The sequence below is a fragment of the Halococcus saccharolyticus DSM 5350 genome (genome assembly GCF_000336915.1).
In the GTDB taxonomy this organism is placed as follows: domain Archaea; phylum Halobacteriota; class Halobacteria; order Halobacteriales; family Halococcaceae; genus Halococcus; species Halococcus saccharolyticus.
Window position 1 is genome coordinate 68,265 of record NZ_AOMD01000015.1, and the last position, 17,314, is coordinate 85,578.

The window sequence follows — 17,314 nt, forward strand, 5'->3', positions numbered from 1 at the left end:
GGGTATTCACTGGGCAGTAAGTCGCCGTTCCAGATCAAGCTCAGTTTCGTAACCGGCTTGGCTCAGAGCTTCGTGAGCGGCCTCGAAACTCTCGGTATCCCGAACGTGCGTATCGAGGGCAGAGCCAGCTGCCACGGCTGCTGGGTCAAGATAGAATGTAACAGTACTCGCAGGCGTGAGTTCGACCGACCGCTCTCCATCCCGAATAGCTTCATCGCCGAGCTTCCCGCGCGCCGCTTCTACTGGAAGCCGATTTGCCTCCGTAGTCACCTCATCCAAGAGCGCATCAAGCTCATCAACAATACGGGGCGTCAGCCCCCACGCACCGAGAAGTCCGTCTCGTCGAGCTGCCCGACCGATCCCAGCTGTGATTTCATCGAGTGTGAGTTCGCCATCGCTCCCGTACCCATACATCCCGAGACAGGTATCGACATTGAGAAGGTCCAACACAGAGAGCATCACGGCGTCTGTCAGTGGACTCTTGATTCCCGGCTCGTCTCCCGCTGCGAGTACGTCACCGCCTGCATCGGTACCGACGACGAGGTCGATATCGAGTTGGTCGCAGGCATCATCGAGCCCTTTTGCTACCCCGCGTGCGCCCCCGCCAATATCGATGAGGAGCACTTCTTCGTCATACTGACGGGCAACGTGTGTCTCGGCAAATTCGATTCCGTCCTGCGTGGCGGTTTCCGCTGACGCAAGCGCAGCCGCGTCATTCAGTTGTTCGATGCCGGTGATCTCCTCGAAATGTCGGGGACCGGGCGTCGGGTCGACGACGACACGCTCCCAGGCGACGCCACCGAGAACGATGTCGACACCATGCGATTCAAGCAGGCGAGCAGTCGGGATCGTGCTGACAATATCTCCACATCCTCCGACACCGAAGACGAGTGCCCGGTCATGGTCGAACGTCTCCTCGAGAGTCTCCATGGTTGTGACTGAGCCTACTTATTCAAAATATTCTCGCACTGCGGCCCCATCATAGCTCTCGGCAAGGAGTGCGCTCTCCGACCGAAGTTTGTCCTTTGGATATCGATATTATATATCCAAACCATGGACGATCAAACATCGTCTGAAGATCGGGGAGAAATCGGTGCCATCGCCCGCGAGCTGGATGCGTTGCCAGTGGTGAATCGTCTCCAACTCGACCGCACGAGCTGGCAGCGAATCGGACTTGCGCTCGTTCTGTATGTGGTTTTGCTCTGGATTCTCGTTGCGTACGTCGTCCCTCGGTTTACGCCCGAGTCCGCCGAATCCGTTGCGTTGTTGCTCCCCGTTGTAGCCGTGTCGGCGTTCGTCTTTGAGACGTTGGATTCAGCCTCCGAGATGGGATTCGGAGCAACGATCGGGGCGCTTCTGTTCGTCCTTGGCTACGACCCGCTGGCGGTCACACCCGTCTTGTTGCTCTCAGAGGCCGCTACTGGGATCGTCTCCGGGTTGTTCCACAACGAGTTCAAGAACGTCGAATTCGGCTTCGAGAACGACTCCGCCGTCGAAGCAACGCGCGTGCTCGGAATCATCATCGTCCTCGGCGTACTCGCAGTCGTCGTCTCAGTCGTATTAACGTACTTCTAGTTCTCGATTCCAAGTGCGTACATCAAGGGCTACGTCGGCGTGGTAGTGCTGCTGGTTGCTTCGACCACGCTCGTCCAGAAGTACGTCGGGGCGGCGACTGAGTACCGACCTCGGTGGTTGATTGGCTTCGCGATCTTCGCCGGGTTAAACAAGGGCATCGCCGGGAGCGGGTACGGACCGGTGATCACGCTCGGTGAAATCATCTCCGGTGTCTACGAAAAGAGCGCGACTGCGATCACGTCGATGGCTGAGGGGGTTGTTTCTCTCGCTGGCATTGCCGCCTTCTTTGGCATTACCGCCGCTGGCGTCGAGATCAATCTCATGTTGCTCCCGTCGGTGTTTGCAGGCGGCTTCCTCGCCGCAATCCTCTCTCCGTATACCGTGCGTGCGCTTCCGAACCGTGCGCTTCAGTATCTCGTTCCAGGGTATGCGTTGGTTCTCGTGGTGATTCCATTCGCCCAGATACTCTGATGTAGGGATTATCGGAGCAATTCATAGATTTGCGCGAGTCCTTCTCTGCAGTTGAGAGATACAGCGTGCGAGATACAAGGCGCTTATGCAGCAATGGCTCGCTGTAACTTCAGAATGCCAGACAGTAGTTTTTGGGATCTACGGTCATTGATTGGGCGGTGGATTTAATCACCGACGATGGGATAGTCGCTACGTATGGTCTGTCCGGTCTGTGGAGGCACGGAGATGACGGAAATCAACGTCCGCATGAATCAAGAGAGCGATCTCAAACAGGTGATTGGCAGTACATGGGATGGGCGAAATATGGCCCGGTGTGACGAGTGTAGCGTTCTCTATGACCATCGACATGCAAACTCAGGAAGCGAAAACGCACAACCAGCCGAGAAAATCAACTGTCCCGAGTGTGGATCTCTAACCTCTCAAGATCAAGATAATTGTTCACATTGTGAGGCAACTTTGAACTCGGAAACGGAGTGAGAAAATCCGAGCACGGTTATGCTCGGCTCCACGGTTATTGGACAGTTCATAGACTCACCCGACGATGCACTCCCCCTATATCTCGCACGGTGATTTCAACAAGACAACAATTTGTGATGTGAGAACTCCGAAAGTCAGTGCAAATCCTCATAGCACGCTTCTTCCCCGGTATCAGGACACGAGTTGCTCGCCTCGGAATATCAGCGAAAACGAACAGTGCCATCGTCCCGTTCGAGAATCCGTTTCTGGCTCAGTCGGTCGACACCTGCTTCCACCTCGGCACCATCGCCCTCCGAGAGCGATCGCACATTAGCCAGAACATCTCTGTAAATTGCATCTATATCGTGAATTCCATCATCGACAGAACGTAGAACCACATGTTCGATCTCGAATTCAGTTGCGAACTCCGATACACGATTTGTGAATGTACTTGGGAGGCCTGAGAGTGAATGTACGGCCGTTTCAATAGCGAATAGCGGATGAGAGCGATCTCGGATTTGTCTTGCTTCGGTCGAGCCTGTGTTGAATGGTCGCTGTTTCTCGATTTCGTTGAGGATAACGTCGTACTCTAGCCCTCGTTGTGCGTACCGTCTCATATCCTCGATATCACGTCGTCTACCGCTCCCGAGGTCACCTCCGGAAACTGCTTTCAGCAAGAACATATCCTCGTCAGATAACACGAAAGCAGTGGTGTGATCCCCTGACCAGAACTTCTCTGCTCGTTCGTGCATCCGTTCGGTGATCCACACCTTCCCGACTACCTGTCGTTCAAAGATATCAATCAGAAGGCCCCGTTCAGAATGGTGAAGCTCGATCGTTTTCCCGACCTCCTCAAACGATGCTGTGGGCTCACCAGTGATCTCGAATCCCTGGTCTTGAAGCGACTCACGAACGTGTTCAAACTCAGAAGAAACTCCTAGCGCAAAATCGATATCCTCCGTTTGATCCGTCAGGCCACGGATAGTCATTGCAGAACCTCCAAGAAGATAGACCTGAACTGATTCCGAGAGCCAGCCGTCAAACTCTTCCAAGAACTCCGTGATCGCATCTCCACCCCGGAATACAGTCATGTTCCTGCGTACTGCGCTTTCAACGCCGAGTATTCGGCTTCACTCGGTAGTCTTACAGTGTGTCCATCCGTCTGTTCCAAATCCTCCCTGAGAGCTTGATACATTTCAGACACCCCAGCCGCTACCCCATACCAGTCGGCGATATCAGTGAGCACCCCTTCATCGATCTCAGCTGTCTCGATCAAGAGCATGGCGTAACTCACTCGTCGGGAATCACTATCGAGTACAAGCGTATGACAGACCACCTCGGCAGGCGTCAGTTCTTCCGTGGGAGCGTACCAGAAGGCAGGCTCGCCCGAAAGATAGAATCGGAGCCCAAACGCTTGGAACCTCGCCAGTCCTGATACCTGCCAGTCGTCAGACGACCGGAGAATATCGGTATCTTCAGGTTCAGACACTCGAATGAGTGCCCGCTTTGGGTCGCACCACTCAACCGTCGCGCTTGGTGCAAGATGTCGAGCTCGCTTCCGATGTTCGTGCGTAACGAGAGCCTGAACGAACTCCAGTAATGGGTGCAGATCATCGGCTAGGGCGTACTCTGGTCCAGCAGGCGATAACATGGCTCGGTTTTTCAACGGTGACAGCGCATTGTGGACTGCTTGGCGAGAGATATCCAAACGGTCGGCAATCGCTGCGACACGACGTGGCTCGTCAAGATACCAACAGATGCGTATGGTGGCTGGAGAAAGGAGATTTATCCATTCTACGTGTCCGAGCTTCGATGTGAGTTGGCGATATGCTTCGACCACTGGATCGTCAGTTACGCGGACACGACGCTGGTTGTGATGACCTCGGGATTCGGTGAGTAGGCCAGCTGTGAGTAAGTCATCTAGCACTCGGTAGAGATGTGTCCGGGAATACGCTGTGCCTGCCACGAGGTCATCAAGAGTTGCTTCATACCCAGAACTGAGTGTGTCTAACACAGCAAGATGGGCTCGCGCGAGCATGCTTGTAAATCGTAGTACCTAATCGTATATAAGGGCTCTCACATTCATCTTTACATCCATGGCATCCTCCCAGTACTAGTCACCAGGAAATGTAGCCACCATTGGGTAATCTCTCTAAGCGTTCGGGCGCGTCGGGCAAGACGGGATTCGGATATAGTACCACTCACGAATAAGCACCTTTAATTCCCAAGGAAGTGATTCATGCCCTTTCGAACAGGAATGTCTGGATAAGAAGTAAAATGACGGAATCGAAAACCATGAAAGACTCGACCTCCTACATGAGAGAATCTGACACGCATTGTCCGCTCTGTGATACTCTCCTCTCGGACGACCGCTATCCGCGCCATCGGATAGTGCTTGAAGACGAAAGTGATAGCGCACCCAATCAACGAAAAGAAAAACGTCTCTGTTCGGACTGTTGGAACAATCTCCTCACTAAAATCTCCAGCACCTCGAGGTGAGAATCATAGAGTGTAAGGCGTATCTCGACACAACTTGAACAATCCAGAAAGCATCCTCACATCTCACATGCGTCGATAGGCGAATATGTTCGGGGTGATTGATTAGTCTCCTAAGGCTGCATTGTCGACCATGGCCCACCCCTGGATCAGGGTGAACTGGACCGAACGCCGGCAGATCATCGGTGGAGCGATAGCACTGGCGATTGGTTCGATATGTTTGTTTTCATTAACGGCCACGAGAATAGGGGGTGGTTCAATTTCGGTACTACTTGCCTTGATTAGTGTCGCTCTGTTCGTTACTGGAACACTATCGATCGGCACCTCTGGTTTGAATTGACGGCCCATCCATGGCTTGTAAGACGGTAAGTGCAAGGTGTAGTTAACATCACTATTCTCACCCGAATATCATCGGGAGAAGGGTGTTTGCGATGGGACTCCCATTCACAATTATGGTTGAGAAATCGAAACAGTACCGTGTCGGTGATCAGCCCCGCGATGCGGTCGAACAGGAGTGGGAGATTTTCATTCGGAATGAGAAGACTGACCCATTACGGCATACAGGCAGCATTTCCGCTCCGACAGCCGATGTTGCTCACATACAGGCGACAAAGCTGTTCAGGTGGTATGCGACCGATATTTGGCTGTGTCCAGCATCCGACGTTCGACGATATTCCACATACACGCTCGATGAACAAGCCGATTCAGTCAGCCCCGATGAAGAAGGTGAAAAGCGGAGCCACGAAGCGTGATTTCGATCAGCAAACTCCTCTGTGACCTCGACGCAGAGGGCGACGGTCTTCGATACGATGCTGCCAGCGAATCTTCAAAGCCCCAGATCACCGATCGCAAGCAACAGCAGCCGGTCGTCGTCTGGAACCTCACCAAGCAGTGCAATCTCTATTGCTCCCACTGCTATGCGGCCGCCGATACTGAAACCGCGCAGGGCGAACTCACTACTGAAGAAGGTAAACGCCTACTGGATGACCTCGCCGAGTATGCGGTTCCAGTAGTGTTGTTTTCCGGTGGAGAACCCCTCGTCCGCGACGATCTGAACGAACTGATCAGGTATGCCGATTCGAGAGGTATCCGTCCTGTTCTCTCGACAAACGGCACGCTAATCACCCCCGAAGGCGCTCGGAACCTGCGTGAGGCGGGGCTCGAGTATGCTGGAATCTCGGTTGATGGACTCCCCGAACGAAACGATGCGTTCCGTGGACAGGACGGTGCATTCGATGCTGCTGTTCGCGGGATTAGAGCGTGTCTCGACGCCGGACTCAAGACTGGGCTTCGGTACACGATCACCAAGCAGAATGCAGGTGATCTCTCCGGTGTCATTGATCTCCTCCACGACGAAGGCGTCAATCGGTTCTGCTTCTATCACCTCGATTACGGTGGCCGTGGTGCGGACATCGTCGACCTCGATCTCCCCCCAGAAGAGAAGCGGGCTGCCGTGAAGCGACTCTGTGATCTCACTCGAAGGTACTACGACCAAGACGAGGAGATCGAGACGCTACTCGTCGGTAACTACGCGGATGCTGCCTATCTCGTGGAATACGCGCGTCAGTATCTGAGTGAGTCCAAAGCTGAACGAATATACGACTACCTCCGCCGGAATGGGGGCGATCCAACTGGCGAGCGTGTCGCCGACATCGACTACCAGGGTAACGTCCATCTCACACAGTTCTGGCAGAACTATAGCCTCGGAAACGTCCGTGATCGCCCATTCAGTGCTATCTGGGAAGACGAATCAAACCCTCTGTTGAAGGCGTTGCGTAACCGAGAGCAGCGATTATCAGGTCAATGTGCCCGATGCCAGTATCAGAACATTTGTCGCGGGGCGTCACGTCTCCGCGCGCTCGCCGTTCACGACGACCCGTTCGCGCCTGATCCGCAGTGTTATCTCACAGACGGTGAAATCGCCTCGAATGCATAATTCCGCTCACCGTCCGTCTTGTACCATCTCAAAGAATGGGCCATCAAGCGCTCACCCACTGGGTTTGAAATGTATAGCCCTCCTAGTATGAGAATATGTCATCAATCGAACTAACGGACAGCCAGAAGAAGGTCCTCCAGACACTGGTCGATCTCTACCGCGAGAGTGAAACCGCGATCAAAGGCGAATCCGTCGCGGAGATGATCGATCGCAAGCCCGGCACGATCCGCAATCAGATGCAGAGCCTCAAAGCACTTCAGCTCGTCAAGGGCGTTTCGGGCCCCAAAGGAGGGTATAAACCGACCGCGAACGCCTACAACGCGCTCGATATCCAGGAGATGGACGAACCTGCATCCGTCCCGCTCACCCTCAATGACGAGCGTATTGAGACCGTGAACGTCCAGGAGATCGATTTCCTCAGCGTCCATCACCCTGAGAAGTGTCGCGCGGAGATTCACATTCAAGGGTCGACGGAGGACTTTCAAGACGGTGATACTGTTACCGTAGGACCGACCCCGAAATCGCGTCTCGCCATTACCGGACGGATCGATGGTATTGTCGATACTGACAACATCCTGGTGCTTGACACCGAGAGCATGGATGCACCTGTCGACAACTGATATCTCAATTGTAGTCGGGAACCCCCAGCATTCACGCCTGGGAAGCTGTCACTGTTATTCTCCATTTGATAGTGAATCCGGATCAAACAACTTCAGCGCTGTCTGAACGTCAGATCGGTCCTCGGACCGAGCGTTTCGAAGTGATTGCGTCGGCGGAGCCACCAACTCAGTAACGAGCGTGTCCGCCATGTCGGCGATGATCTCGCGCTGCGATTCAGTGAGGTTTCCCTGATTTCCTAGCTTCGTGAAAGCTGTCTCGAGTTCCCGCTGCTTGATCCGTTCTGCGTGAGCGTGAATGTGCTCGATAGCTCGCTCTCGTGAGGGATCTGGATCCACTGGTCGTCCTGATGCGTGATTCCGACGGCTCTGAACACTGTTCTCGGTACTTTGGGTCATCGATGAGTAGTCTCTCAGGCGGTGAACTGCTGTTCGGGAAGCGCTCCATCGTACTCATCCGGCGTGTACGCGCAGAGCGGATCACTTGCCAGTGGGTCACCAGTGTACGCGTACGCTCGCGACCGGCTCCCGCCGCAAACGTGCTGGTACTCACACGCGCCGCACTTGCCCTGGAAGGCGTCCGGGTCTCGAAGAGTTTGGAACAGCTCTGATTCTCGGTACACGTCGACGATACTCTCGTGTTTGACGTTCCGGCTGTTTCGGGCAGAAAACCCGAGGGATACACTTCGCCAGTATGGTTGATGAACGCGAACCCGTTCCCGGCGGTGATTCCGAGCCGCCGGCCGATGCCGTCCTCCGCTGGCTTACGGGTAGCATGGTCGGCACGGTCCCGTTCGATCGCAACACGTCGATAGTGAGGTGCCTCGGTCGTCTTGATCCCGAACGATGCCTCATCGCTGACGGTACACAGCCATTCCAAGACTCGTTCTGCACGGTCGGGTGAAATCGGATCGAGGACTCGCCCGCGGCCGATCGGGACGAGGAAAAACACCGACCAGAGTACAGCACCGAGATCCGCAACGAGATCCCTAATAGCAGGGAGTTCGTCGACGGTCTCTGCACAGACGGTCGTGTTGATCTGTATCGGCAGTCCGGCCGCCTGAGCGTCACGTGCTGCTTGCAGGGTTTGGTCGAAACTGCCCCGTTCCTGACGGAGCTCGTCGTGTGTCGTGGCCGACCCGCCATCGATACTTAGTGCCATGCGGCGAAGGCCGGCATCGGCCACCGTCTGGATCCGATCGGCGGTGAGCGATGTCGTCCCACTCGGCGTGAGCGTCATCCGAAGCCCGTTGTCGGTTCCGTAGTCGACGAGTTCGGTGGTGTCATCCCGAGCGAGCGGATCACCACCTGACAACACGACGAGTTGTCCGTCGCCGAAGGCGCGTACATCGTCCAGAAGCTCCTTGCCCTCTGCTGTCGTGAGTTCGTCCGGATCTCGCTGCGGGTGCGCGTCTGCTCGACAGTGTTTGCAGGCGAGGTCACACGCCTGCGTTACCTCCCAGATGAGAACGAACGGTCTTTGGGTGGTGTCGATCTCCCGTGGATTCCTCGGCATCGATTAGACGTGGACGCGGGTGACGTGGCCACCGCAACCACACTGTTCGACGTAGCTCCACTCGATATCGCCGCCGTACTCGTCGGCGAGCGCCCCGAAGAGGTACTCTCGTGGATGGCCGTGATCTCCATGCGTGACGAGATTCACGTGGTTGCCTGATTCCGTGTGATCGATCGCGTCGATAGCCTGCTCGATAACGAGCGTACTGTCGTCGGCGTGGTGAGGCTTTTCGAGATTCGCCGACCACGAATTGTCATGCATACGATCGGTAATCGGTTCGGCATCGTTGTGGGAGACGCTCGCCATATTCGGTCTTCGGCTCGTGGGCTGGAAAGCAAATCCCCGAACGTGTTCGGAGATGGTGGAGCAGGATGGAATGAGATTCACTCTGACGATCCGATACTGACGAGTGGACTCTGAACATCTTCGGGAAAGTATTCGTGAGAGTGTGGCCCATCAACGAAACCATGCCCGCTGTCGAAGAGTACGTGATGGGCACTGAAGCGCCATCAGACCGAGCGCGAGAGACCATGGACGCCCGCGAGCTCCCGCCGCCACAACCGCTCCAGAACACCCTCGAACGCCTCGTCGAGCTGGATGATGAAACCGTGTTGGTGCAATTAAATGACCGTGCTCCACAACACCTGTATCCGAAACTCGCCGATCGTGGATACGAGTACGAGACGATCGAGACGGAACTCGGTGTCGTCACTGTCATCTGGTCCCCGGACCCGTAACCCGAGCGAGACTGCTCACATCTCAAATCCCGTTGACGGACACGAAATCAGACTGGTCCGGTAAGTCGCTCACTTCTTTGGGAGCGTGGCTACGAACTCGTTCTCACCACGTTCTTCGACTTCGTACCCTTCGGTGTCGAATTCAGGGACTTCAGCCTGCATCTCGTAGAACAGCGGCTTCGGGTCGTGGTCGTTGACCAGCGTTAGCGTTTCGCCACTGTCCAGTCCCGCGAACGCGTCGTGGATCTTCGGATGGCGCTCCGGAGCCGGGACATCGCGGAGATCGAGCGTCTGTTCTGACATACGGCTGCTCGTACTCCTCCGGGACCCCAAGGCGTTTTCCCGAAGATGTTCGGTCAGTCGTGCGTGATCGACACGCGCCACTCGTCGTCTCCAGTATGTGTCGTCTCGTAGACGAAGCCACGTCGTTCGAGAACGGTGTAGAGCGGTTCAGGCTCGAAGCTATTGATGAGAACGAGCGTCTCGTCCTCATCGAGCTCTTTGAGCGCTGTCATGATGTCAGTAAACGGTTCGCCGTCAATCGTTCGGACGTCGAGCTCTTGGGTTCCCTCAATGGTTGGTTCGATACTCATGCATGGTCCTTCATGAGCGACACAAATGGCCGTTCCGCCGATGATGTTCGTCTCCTCGAGTCCCTCATCCCGTGACCGAACATGTTCGGGAACACTGATTGGGAGTCAGGCCGAATATATTCGTACGAACACCGATGCCACGAGCCAACCTCACGCTCACGATCCCTGAGAGCGTCTGGATCGGAGAGGTCTCACGCGCACACCCGGAAGCAACGTTCCGCATCCTTGCGGCCCTCGCGGACGATGACGCTGGCGTTGGTCTCGCCGAAGTCACGAGCCAGAATCTCTCTTCGATTCTCTCTGAGATCAATGCGAGTGACTCGATCGTCGAGCTCGACATCCTCCGCCAACATGGTGATGAGGCGCTGATTCAGTTCGAGACGACGATGCCGTTGTTGCTGTTCCCAGTCCAAGACTCGGGCGTCCCGCTCGAAATGCCGTTCACTATCGAAGAGGGAGAGGCCAACTGGGAGATTACCGCACCGCAGCGGCGTCTCTCCGAGCTCGGCAATCAGTTCGAACAGTTCGAGATCCCGTTCACGGTCAATGAAATCCACCAGCATATCGAACCAACGCAACTCCTCACCGACAGCCAACTCGAACTCGTTCGGACAGCCATCGAGCAGGGCTACTACGATACGCCGCGACGTTGCTCGCTGACCGATCTCGCCGCCGAATCCGATGTGGCGAAATCAACGTGTAGTGAAACCCTCCACCGGGCCGAAGAGAAGATCATGAAACGATTCGTCGAGGACCTTTCCGAAGCAACGTCGACGGAACGAACATGAAATGTCGTGGCCGGGCTATCGTCAATAGCGGTGGCCAACGGTCGGCGTGAGAGTACACTTGCGGCACTGTGGAGAGAATGACCACATTCAAGCCCTACATGACCGATCACACAATCGAGCACGACGCGGCTTCCACCCAGGATCAAGGAATGGTACGTGATCCGTTCGCTGCTGACCATCCGCAGCTTCAAGACGTGCTCGATGCCCTCGATGATCCCGAATGCCGAACTATCATCAAACACATGGAGAAACCGATGACTGCAAAAGAGGTCTCGAACAGGTGTGACATTCCGCTCTCGACCACCTACCGAAAGCTCGAGCTTCTCGTCGAGGCTTCATTGATCGAAGAGCAAACAGAAGTCAGAGTTAGTGGTCGACATACAGCACGATACGTACTGGATTTCGAGGAAGTAAACGTCGCCCTCGACGAGGATCGTTCGTTAGAGGTTGCGATTGAGCATCCCGAACGCACGCCGGATCAACAGCTCTCCGAACTTTGGGCGGAGGTGAGAAAGAAATGACAGCACTCGTTGCGACTGCAGTGACCGTCCTCAAGGTGCTGAGCCTCTCGCTCGGCGGGCTGATAACGTACTTTTCGTACAAGGCATATCGGAGAACCGGATCGCCCGCTCTTCGTGCACTCACGCTCGGGTTCGCGGTAATAACGCTCGGTGCGTTCGTGGCCGGTATTGTTGACCAAATCGTGCCGGTCGATCAGAGCCATGCACTCCTCGTCGAGAGTGCGTTCACCACGGGAGGATTTGCTATTATCCTGTACTCTCTCTACGTCGACTGAGGTCGAAATCGTTGTCGCAAGCTCACTTCACCACGATGCCGCCTTTCATTCCCATCGCTCTGTGCGGCGTGCAGTAGTACTTGTAGGTGCCCGTGTCATCGAAGGTGTGTTCGAATGTGGCTCCCTCCGTGCTCTGCAGTTCACTCTCGAAGCTACTGTTCTGTGCCACCACGTCGTGATTCCCACCCTTCCCGGTCCATTTCCAGAGTACCGTCGTTCCTGTACTGATTTCGATCGCCGGTGGAGCGAGGGCATACGCGCCATTGTTCCCCTGTGCACCCACCGAAACGGTGACCTCACTCGCCCCGGTCTTGTCCGCGACGCTGCTGTAGTTTCCAGTATCGCTGAGCCAGGCATCGAACGTACTTGTGCCACTACTGTTCGCTTCAGTTCCAGACGAAGGTGAGTTTGCCGTATCAGCAGGACCCTCCTCACCTGTTTCGGATGAATTGCCAGTACAACCAGCCAACACTGTTCCTCCAACGATGATCGTTGGCGTTGCTCTCAGAAACGTCCGCCGGCTAACACTGGACAGGTGCGACATTGGGACTCTCCGGTAGTGCTATCAGTGGAAGCTACAAGGAACCGTTCTCGATTCCGAGTTACTGGGAATTGCCGAATATGTTCGTCAGGTTTCAATTGCTGAGAATCGGCCACGACATATAATGAGGTAGTCGGCGAACTCTCAGTGAACTATGGAAGTCACTCGAAAGACGCTGGCAAAGCTCCTCGTAGTGGCCTTCGTCTTCAACCTGATCGTCATGGGTGCAGGGGCGTATCTCACCTACCAACAGTCACCCGACCGCCCCGAGCGGATCGTCGGTCCGAACAGTGACACGCTCACGACAAACGAACAGATCGTGAGCGGCAAGGCCGTCTTCCAGCAGAACGGTCTCATGAATCACGGGTCGATACTGGGCAACGGCGCGTACTTTGGAGCCGACTACACCGCTGATGCGCTCGACCGACTCGTGACAAACATGCGCGAGTATGTCGCCCGCGAGCGCTACGGGACTCCCTACGCGAATCTCGATGAGGCACAGGAAGCGGGCGTGAAGACGGTCGTCGAGCGGCAACTCAGCGACAACACCATCGACGACACCATCGAACTCGGTGCGGCTGAGGCATACGCCTACCAGCAAGTCCGCGAGGCATACGTCGAGCGTTACTACGGCGGTGCACCCGAACACGGTATTCCGTCGGGGTTCGTCTCGTCGCCGGAGGATGCACGCCGATTCGCGGATTTCGCCCTCTGGACGTCGCTGTTCTCCGCGAGCGAGCGTCCCGGTTCCGAGAATTCCTACACCAACGAGTGGCCGTTCAACGCCGGTGCGGGTAACGATGCCCCCGCCTCGGCGATGCTCTGGAGCGTATTTGCGATGGTGATACTCGTCCTCGGCGGCGGGGCGGGCATCTGGCTCTACAAGTCCATCCAACTCTCCGAACCGGAAAGCGAGGGTATCGATATTCCCGACCCCGAGGAGGTCACGCTCTCGCCAAGTCAGTTCGCCGCCGTCCGGTTCGTCCCGGTCGCGGCCGCCCTGTTTCTCGTCCAAACGCTGCTGGGCGGGCTGATGGCCCATTACTACATCGAACGCGAGGGATTCTACGGCATCGCGCAAGCGCTCGGCATCGACGCGATGGCGACGCTCCCGTTCGCCATCACAAAGGCGTGGCACATCGATCTCGCGGTGCTGTGGATCGCGACGCTCTGGCTCGGTATCGGACTGTTCCTCCCGCCGCTGCTCACCGGCTACGAGCCCGATAACCAGAAGACGCTCATCCACGTCCTGCTGGGCGCGCTGTTTGTCGTGGTTGTTGGGGGATTGGTCGGCATCTGGCTCGGCGCACAGGGCTACATCGACGGCTCGCTCTGGTGGCTCCTCGGCAACGAGGGACTCGAATATCTCGAAGTCGGTCGGGTCTGGCAGGTCGGTCTCCTCGTGGGCTTTGCGCTCTGGACTGCCCTCGTCGCCCGTGGATTTAAACCGCTTCTCGACCGGGAGAGTCGCTACGGACTCGCCCACATGATCATCTACGCCGGCGGGTCGATTGGGCTGTTGTTCACCGCGAGTATGCTGTACACGCCGAAGACGAGCATCGTCGTGACGGAGTTCTGGCGGTGGTGGGTCGTCCACATGTGGGTTGAGGGGGCCTTCGAATTCTTCGTCGTCGCCGTCACGGGCATCGCCCTTGTCGCGATGAACCTTCTCTCACGCCGGAGCGCGGAGAAAGCCGTCATCCTCGAAGCACTGCTGGTGATGGGAGCGGGCGTCATCGGCGTCTCACACCACTACTGGTGGATCGGGCTGCCCGAATACTGGGTCCCCATCGGGAGCCTCTTCTCGACGCTGGAGTTCATTCCACTGGTGTTCATCCTTTTCGAAGCTATCAACCAGTATCGCGCGTACATGAGCGCCGGCGAGCGGTTCCCGTACAAACTGCCGTTCATGTTCATCATCGCGTCGGGGATATGGAACTTCGTCGGTGCGGGTGCGCTCGGCTTCTTCATCAACCTCCCGATAATCAACTACTACGAACACGGGACGTTCCTGACGGTGGGCCACGCCCACGCCTCGATGTTCGGGGCTTTTGGCTTCCTCGCGCTCGGGATGGCGACGTATCTGCTGCGCTTTACCACCAAACCCGGCGCGTGGGACCCGACGAATCTGAAACGCGCGTTCTGGTTGCTGAATGCCGGTCTCGCGTGGATGGTATTCGTCGGCGACATCCCGATCGGCTTCCTTCAGCTGGAGACCGTTTTCACGCAGGGGTACGACGCCGGCCGCTCGCTCGCGTTCTACAACCGCGGTCTCGTCCAGGACCTGTTCTGGGCGCGGCTTCCCGGTGACATCCTCATCATCCTCGGTGCTGCAGTATTCGGTTACGATGTGGTGAGAAAACGATTCGTTCGCCGCGAAGAGACGGCAACCACGTCTGGCGGGACGATCATCTCACGGCGCGTGCTCGGTGAGGAGGCAGACAGCAGACGGAGCCCCGACGACGACTGAGCACCGCCTCATTCGTTGGCATCGCGAGAGGATCGAACGTCAGAAGACGACTGCCAAACGTCCGTTCGAGAGGGTGAGTGCTGATAGTCGAAACAAATCCGAATCGATCAGGCCGATTCTTCACCGCTCCACGGACCGGTCGCCGTTTCGTTGTGAAGCTTGATGCCCTGGTGGAGGACCCCACCGAGAACGGCAGCACCACCACTCGCTACCACGAGCCCCGTCGGTCCGAGCCCGGGCACGACGCCTCGTCCGACGATGACCGCTCCGCGCATCCCACGGTCGCTATGTGAAACGCACTCGTATTTGCTGAGGCCATCACCGCCGAATTTCATCGCGAACTGATGGCCCGCCGTCGCTACCTTCTCACTCTGATACTGTCCGTTCGTGTCGACGACATCGTGCGGGCCGGTATCCGTGACCCACTCCCAGATGACGGTCGTCCCGGGATCGACGTGAATCGCGGGTGGGTCGAACGCGTACGGACCACCGTTGCCCTCTACACCGACTTTCACACTGACCACGTCGTTTCCAGTCCGATCGACCACTCCCTCGTAGTTGCCCGTGTTCGAGAGCCAGCCATCGAACGACCGAGGCGTATCGCTGGCTCCGGTTGCGGACGCGTTGGCTCCGCCGCCGTCGCTGTCGGCTCCAGCACCGCCGCTAAGTGACGCGGTGGCGTCACCGACGACGACAGCTCCTTTCATTCCCATCGCCTTGTGCGGCGCACAGTAGTATCGGTACATCCCCGAACTATCGAAGGAGTGTTCGAACGTGGTTCCCTGCTCGCTGTGCATCTCGCTCTCGAAGCCGCCCTCCTGCGCCACGACGTTGTGACTCCCGCCCTTTCCGTTCCACTTCCAGACGACAGTAGCTCCGGCGTCAACCCGCACCGCAGCGGGACCGAACCCGAAATTACCGTCGTTACCCTTCGTGCCGACGGTAATTTCTACCGTCGACTGCCCGCGCTGATCAACGATCTCGTTCGCATTTGAGACGTTCTCGAACCAAGCCCCGAGGCCACCCTCCTGTGCAGCAGCTGGTTCGGCGAGCGCCCCAACGCCGATGGCCGTCCCCGCAAGAGCGCCGAGGAACGTCCGCCGACTCGTAGTTTTGGTAGTTGTCATCGTTCTCTACGGGGGTCAGTATTGCGGCCCCTCCTCGTCTCTCCCCTTGGCCTTGTTCGGTGAAGGATCGAAAATCTCCGGTCGCTCGGGGCCAGTCACGTCGATCTCGGCGAGCAACCCTCGCCGCGTCACACGCGTGAGCGCGTGATCGACGAGTTTGATGCGCGAGGGGACTGGCAGGTCCATCTCGCCGACCATGCAGCTTCCCGGCGGCACCTTCATCGTCTGAACGTATTTTTCGGGTTGGCCGGCGAGTGCGCCGTCGCGCCACGCCCGCGTCCAGACGTTGCCGATCGGGTGGAAGTTCGAGGAGACGTTCGGTCCACCGGTGACCAAGAACACCCGTACGGTTTCGCCGGTTTCCGCCTTCATGGTGCCGTACCGATCGGGCGTGTACGGGTATTTCTCGCCGTTGAACAGCACGTACGTCGGTTCCTCGTTCAGCATCGCCTCCGCGTCGAAGCTGTGGTGGCCCTGCTTGCCGACCGGCTTGTTGGTGTAGGCCTCGTGCTGGCCGAGATAGAACTCGCGGTCGACCGGGGGCAGCCCCTCCTTGGGTTCGACGAGCACCATCCCGAACATCCCCGTCGAGATGTGCTGGTCCATGTTCGGGACCGCACAGTGGTAGATGTACGCCCCCGGATACATGGCTTTGAACCGCTCGCTGTTGGCCTTCCCTGGGCCGGCAGTCGTGGCGACGCTTCCACCACCAGTACCGTAGATGGCGTGCATGTCGACGTTGTGCTGGCGTTTGTTCTCCGGAGCGTTCTCCATCGTGAACGACACCGTGTCGCCCTCCCGGAGGCGGATCATCGGTCCCGGAACCCGCCCGTCGAAGGTCATGAAGTTGAACGTCACGCCCTCTTCGATCTCGGCGGTGACCTCCTTGGCCTCCAGGGTGATGTCGTGGTGTTTCGGTTCGTTCCGGTCGATCGGCTCCGGAACGTCAGTGGGATCAGCTGCTACTCGGTCCGCAGCTTTCTTCTGAGCCTGCTGGAGCGTCGTCGAGGGCTGGCCGACCGCTTCGGCTTCGAGGCCGGTCGTACAGCCGGCGACGGAGGTCGCACCCCCGATGCCGAGCGCTCCCATCAACCGTCGTCGTGAGATCGGGAACATGGTTGGTTCCTCCTTACAGGTGCTACTTCCGCTTCTCTCACCATCAACCGGGAAGGCGATTCTCACGCGGCTGAAACGC

The 17,314-nt window shown here is 57.2% G+C and carries 20 protein-coding genes and 1 pseudogene; 10 read left to right on the forward strand and 11 right to left on the reverse strand.

Translation table 11 applies throughout. The features are described 5' to 3' along the window. Window positions 1–6: 6 nt before the first annotated feature. Window positions 7–930 carry a DUF1152 domain-containing protein gene (locus C449_RS05050; RefSeq protein ID WP_006076881.1) on the reverse strand — a complete coding sequence of 308 codons (924 nt, stop codon included), beginning with the start codon at window positions 928–930 and terminating at the stop codon, window positions 7–9. Window positions 931–1,326: 396 nt separating this feature from the next. Between C449_RS05050 and C449_RS17720 the strand changes: the two genes are divergently transcribed. Both C449_RS17720 and C449_RS05060 read left to right on the forward strand, forming a co-directional pair. Further along, entirely contained in the window at window positions 1,327–1,575 is a 249-nt protein-coding gene (locus C449_RS17720; protein ID WP_152415654.1) for a hypothetical protein, read from the forward strand. Between the two features lie 6 nt (window positions 1,576–1,581). After that, window positions 1,582–2,046, forward strand: coding sequence for a TSUP family transporter (locus C449_RS05060; RefSeq protein WP_080504895.1), 465 nt, complete (start codon window positions 1,582–1,584; stop codon window positions 2,044–2,046). A gap of 677 nt (window positions 2,047–2,723) precedes the next feature. On the opposite strand, the gene C449_RS05065 is transcribed toward C449_RS05060, so the two are convergent. Both C449_RS05065 and C449_RS18970 read right to left on the reverse strand, forming a co-directional pair. After that, window positions 2,724–3,593 carry a hypothetical protein gene (locus C449_RS05065; RefSeq protein WP_006076884.1) on the reverse strand — a complete coding sequence of 290 codons (870 nt, stop codon included), beginning with the start codon at window positions 3,591–3,593 and terminating at the stop codon, window positions 2,724–2,726. Further along, entirely contained in the window at window positions 3,590–4,540 is a 951-nt protein-coding gene (locus C449_RS18970; protein ID WP_049913904.1) for a hypothetical protein, read from the reverse strand. The genes C449_RS05065 and C449_RS18970 overlap by 4 nt, the downstream gene beginning before the upstream one ends. 910 nt (window positions 4,541–5,450) lie before the next feature. Here C449_RS18970 and C449_RS05075 point away from each other — a divergent pair. The 3 genes from C449_RS05075 to C449_RS05085 all read left to right on the forward strand — a co-directional run bounded on the left by C449_RS05075 (window position 5,451) and on the right by C449_RS05085 (window position 7,554). Beyond that, on the forward strand, window positions 5,451–5,750 hold the full coding sequence (locus C449_RS05075; RefSeq protein WP_006076887.1) for an Htur_1727 family rSAM-partnered candidate RiPP: 300 nt from the start codon (window positions 5,451–5,453) through the stop codon (window positions 5,748–5,750). Further along, window positions 5,747–6,934 carry a TIGR04347 family pseudo-SAM/SPASM protein gene (locus C449_RS05080; RefSeq protein ID WP_006076888.1) on the forward strand — a complete coding sequence of 396 codons (1,188 nt, stop codon included), beginning with the start codon at window positions 5,747–5,749 and terminating at the stop codon, window positions 6,932–6,934. The genes C449_RS05075 and C449_RS05080 overlap by 4 nt, the downstream gene beginning before the upstream one ends. A 95-nt stretch (window positions 6,935–7,029) precedes the next feature. Then, window positions 7,030–7,554: an Rrf2 family transcriptional regulator gene (locus C449_RS05085; protein WP_006076889.1), complete on the forward strand. Its 525-nt coding sequence runs from the start codon at window positions 7,030–7,032 to the stop codon at window positions 7,552–7,554. A 54-nt stretch (window positions 7,555–7,608) separates the two neighbouring features. On the opposite strand, the gene C449_RS17420 is transcribed toward C449_RS05085, so the two are convergent. The 3 genes and pseudogenes from C449_RS17420 to C449_RS05095 form a co-directional block, all read right to left on the reverse strand. After that, a complete protein-coding gene (locus C449_RS17420) occupies window positions 7,609–7,950 on the reverse strand; it encodes a glutamyl-tRNA reductase (protein WP_080504896.1) in 342 nt (113 codons plus the stop codon). A gap of 14 nt (window positions 7,951–7,964) precedes the next feature. After that, window positions 7,965–9,067 (reverse strand): annotated as a pseudogene (locus C449_RS05090) (TIGR04053 family radical SAM/SPASM domain-containing protein). 3 nt (window positions 9,068–9,070) lie between these two features. Beyond that, window positions 9,071–9,373 (reverse strand): CGCGG family putative rSAM-modified RiPP protein, encoded by a 303-nt coding sequence (locus C449_RS05095; RefSeq protein ID WP_006076891.1) that lies wholly within the window; start codon window positions 9,371–9,373, stop codon window positions 9,071–9,073. Between the two features lie 161 nt (window positions 9,374–9,534). Between C449_RS05095 and C449_RS05100 the strand changes: the two genes are divergently transcribed. Continuing rightward, complete coding sequence (locus tag C449_RS05100; RefSeq protein WP_006076893.1) at window positions 9,535–9,804, forward strand: DUF2249 domain-containing protein; 270 nt, start codon at window positions 9,535–9,537, stop codon at window positions 9,802–9,804. Between the two features lie 69 nt (window positions 9,805–9,873). Here the strand turns inward: C449_RS05100 and C449_RS05105 are convergent, their stop codons facing one another. Beyond that, entirely contained in the window at window positions 9,874–10,107 is a 234-nt protein-coding gene (locus tag C449_RS05105; RefSeq protein ID WP_006076894.1) for a DUF2249 domain-containing protein, read from the reverse strand. 53 nt (window positions 10,108–10,160) lie between these two features. Continuing rightward, window positions 10,161–10,397 (reverse strand): DUF2249 domain-containing protein, encoded by a 237-nt coding sequence (locus tag C449_RS05110; RefSeq protein WP_006076895.1) that lies wholly within the window; start codon window positions 10,395–10,397, stop codon window positions 10,161–10,163. A 134-nt stretch (window positions 10,398–10,531) separates the two neighbouring features. Between C449_RS05110 and C449_RS05115 the strand changes: the two genes are divergently transcribed. The 3 genes from C449_RS05115 to C449_RS05125 all read left to right on the forward strand — a co-directional run bounded on the left by C449_RS05115 (window position 10,532) and on the right by C449_RS05125 (window position 11,981). Beyond that, a complete protein-coding gene (locus C449_RS05115; protein ID WP_006076896.1) occupies window positions 10,532–11,185 on the forward strand; it encodes a helix-turn-helix domain-containing protein in 654 nt (217 codons plus the stop codon). Between the two features lie 149 nt (window positions 11,186–11,334). Further along, window positions 11,335–11,706, forward strand: coding sequence for a winged helix-turn-helix domain-containing protein (locus tag C449_RS05120; RefSeq protein ID WP_005046168.1), 372 nt, complete (start codon window positions 11,335–11,337; stop codon window positions 11,704–11,706). Then, the gene (locus C449_RS05125; RefSeq protein ID WP_005046166.1) at window positions 11,703–11,981 is read left to right on the forward strand and encodes a DUF7521 family protein; all 279 of its coding nucleotides are present in this window, start codon (window positions 11,703–11,705) and stop codon (window positions 11,979–11,981) included. Before C449_RS05120 ends, C449_RS05125 begins: the two co-directional genes overlap by 4 nt. Window positions 11,982–12,003: 22 nt before the next feature. On the opposite strand, the gene C449_RS18600 is transcribed toward C449_RS05125, so the two are convergent. Then, window positions 12,004–12,525 (reverse strand): halocyanin domain-containing protein, encoded by a 522-nt coding sequence (locus C449_RS18600; RefSeq protein ID WP_080504897.1) that lies wholly within the window; start codon window positions 12,523–12,525, stop codon window positions 12,004–12,006. Between the two features lie 151 nt (window positions 12,526–12,676). Here C449_RS18600 and C449_RS05135 point away from each other — a divergent pair, with 151 nt between their 5' ends. After that, a complete protein-coding gene (locus C449_RS05135; protein ID WP_006076898.1) occupies window positions 12,677–14,992 on the forward strand; it encodes a nitric-oxide reductase large subunit in 2,316 nt (771 codons plus the stop codon). A gap of 107 nt (window positions 14,993–15,099) precedes the next feature. Here the strand turns inward: C449_RS05135 and C449_RS05140 are convergent, their stop codons facing one another. Beyond that, complete coding sequence (locus tag C449_RS05140) at window positions 15,100–16,119, reverse strand: halocyanin domain-containing protein (protein WP_006076899.1); 1,020 nt, start codon at window positions 16,117–16,119, stop codon at window positions 15,100–15,102. Window positions 16,120–16,134: 15 nt separating this feature from the next. Further along, window positions 16,135–17,235 carry a copper-containing nitrite reductase gene (gene nirK, locus C449_RS05145; RefSeq protein WP_049913905.1) on the reverse strand — a complete coding sequence of 367 codons (1,101 nt, stop codon included), beginning with the start codon at window positions 17,233–17,235 and terminating at the stop codon, window positions 16,135–16,137. Window positions 17,236–17,314: the final 79 nt, after the last annotated feature.

Coding starts and splice junctions, on each gene's coding strand:
- nirK (WP_049913905.1), bottom strand. CDS start 17,235: ATGTTCCCGATCTCACGACGACGGTTGATGGGAGCGCTCGGCATCGGG.
- C449_RS05140 (WP_006076899.1), bottom strand. CDS start 16,119: ATGACAACTACCAAAACTACGAGTCGGCGGACGTTCCTCGGCGCTCTT.
- C449_RS05125 (WP_005046166.1), top strand. CDS start 11,703: ATGACAGCACTCGTTGCGACTGCAGTGACCGTCCTCAAGGTGCTGAGC.
- C449_RS17720 (WP_152415654.1), top strand. CDS start 1,327: ATGGGATTCGGAGCAACGATCGGGGCGCTTCTGTTCGTCCTTGGCTAC.
- C449_RS05135 (WP_006076898.1), top strand. CDS start 12,677: ATGGAAGTCACTCGAAAGACGCTGGCAAAGCTCCTCGTAGTGGCCTTC.
- C449_RS05095 (WP_006076891.1), bottom strand. CDS start 9,373: ATGGCGAGCGTCTCCCACAACGATGCCGAACCGATTACCGATCGTATG.
- C449_RS18970 (WP_049913904.1), bottom strand. CDS start 4,540: ATGCTCGCGCGAGCCCATCTTGCTGTGTTAGACACACTCAGTTCTGGG.
- C449_RS17420 (WP_080504896.1), bottom strand. CDS start 7,950: ATGACCCAAAGTACCGAGAACAGTGTTCAGAGCCGTCGGAATCACGCA.
- C449_RS05100 (WP_006076893.1), top strand. CDS start 9,535: ATGCCCGCTGTCGAAGAGTACGTGATGGGCACTGAAGCGCCATCAGAC.
- C449_RS18600 (WP_080504897.1), bottom strand. CDS start 12,525: ATGTCGCACCTGTCCAGTGTTAGCCGGCGGACGTTTCTGAGAGCAACG.
- C449_RS05050 (WP_006076881.1), bottom strand. CDS start 930: ATGGAGACTCTCGAGGAGACGTTCGACCATGACCGGGCACTCGTCTTC.
- C449_RS05110 (WP_006076895.1), bottom strand. CDS start 10,397: ATGAGTATCGAACCAACCATTGAGGGAACCCAAGAGCTCGACGTCCGA.
- C449_RS05075 (WP_006076887.1), top strand. CDS start 5,451: ATGGTTGAGAAATCGAAACAGTACCGTGTCGGTGATCAGCCCCGCGAT.
- C449_RS05085 (WP_006076889.1), top strand. CDS start 7,030: ATGTCATCAATCGAACTAACGGACAGCCAGAAGAAGGTCCTCCAGACA.
- C449_RS05105 (WP_006076894.1), bottom strand. CDS start 10,107: ATGTCAGAACAGACGCTCGATCTCCGCGATGTCCCGGCTCCGGAGCGC.
- C449_RS05115 (WP_006076896.1), top strand. CDS start 10,532: ATGCCACGAGCCAACCTCACGCTCACGATCCCTGAGAGCGTCTGGATC.
- C449_RS05065 (WP_006076884.1), bottom strand. CDS start 3,593: ATGACTGTATTCCGGGGTGGAGATGCGATCACGGAGTTCTTGGAAGAG.
- C449_RS05120 (WP_005046168.1), top strand. CDS start 11,335: ATGGTACGTGATCCGTTCGCTGCTGACCATCCGCAGCTTCAAGACGTG.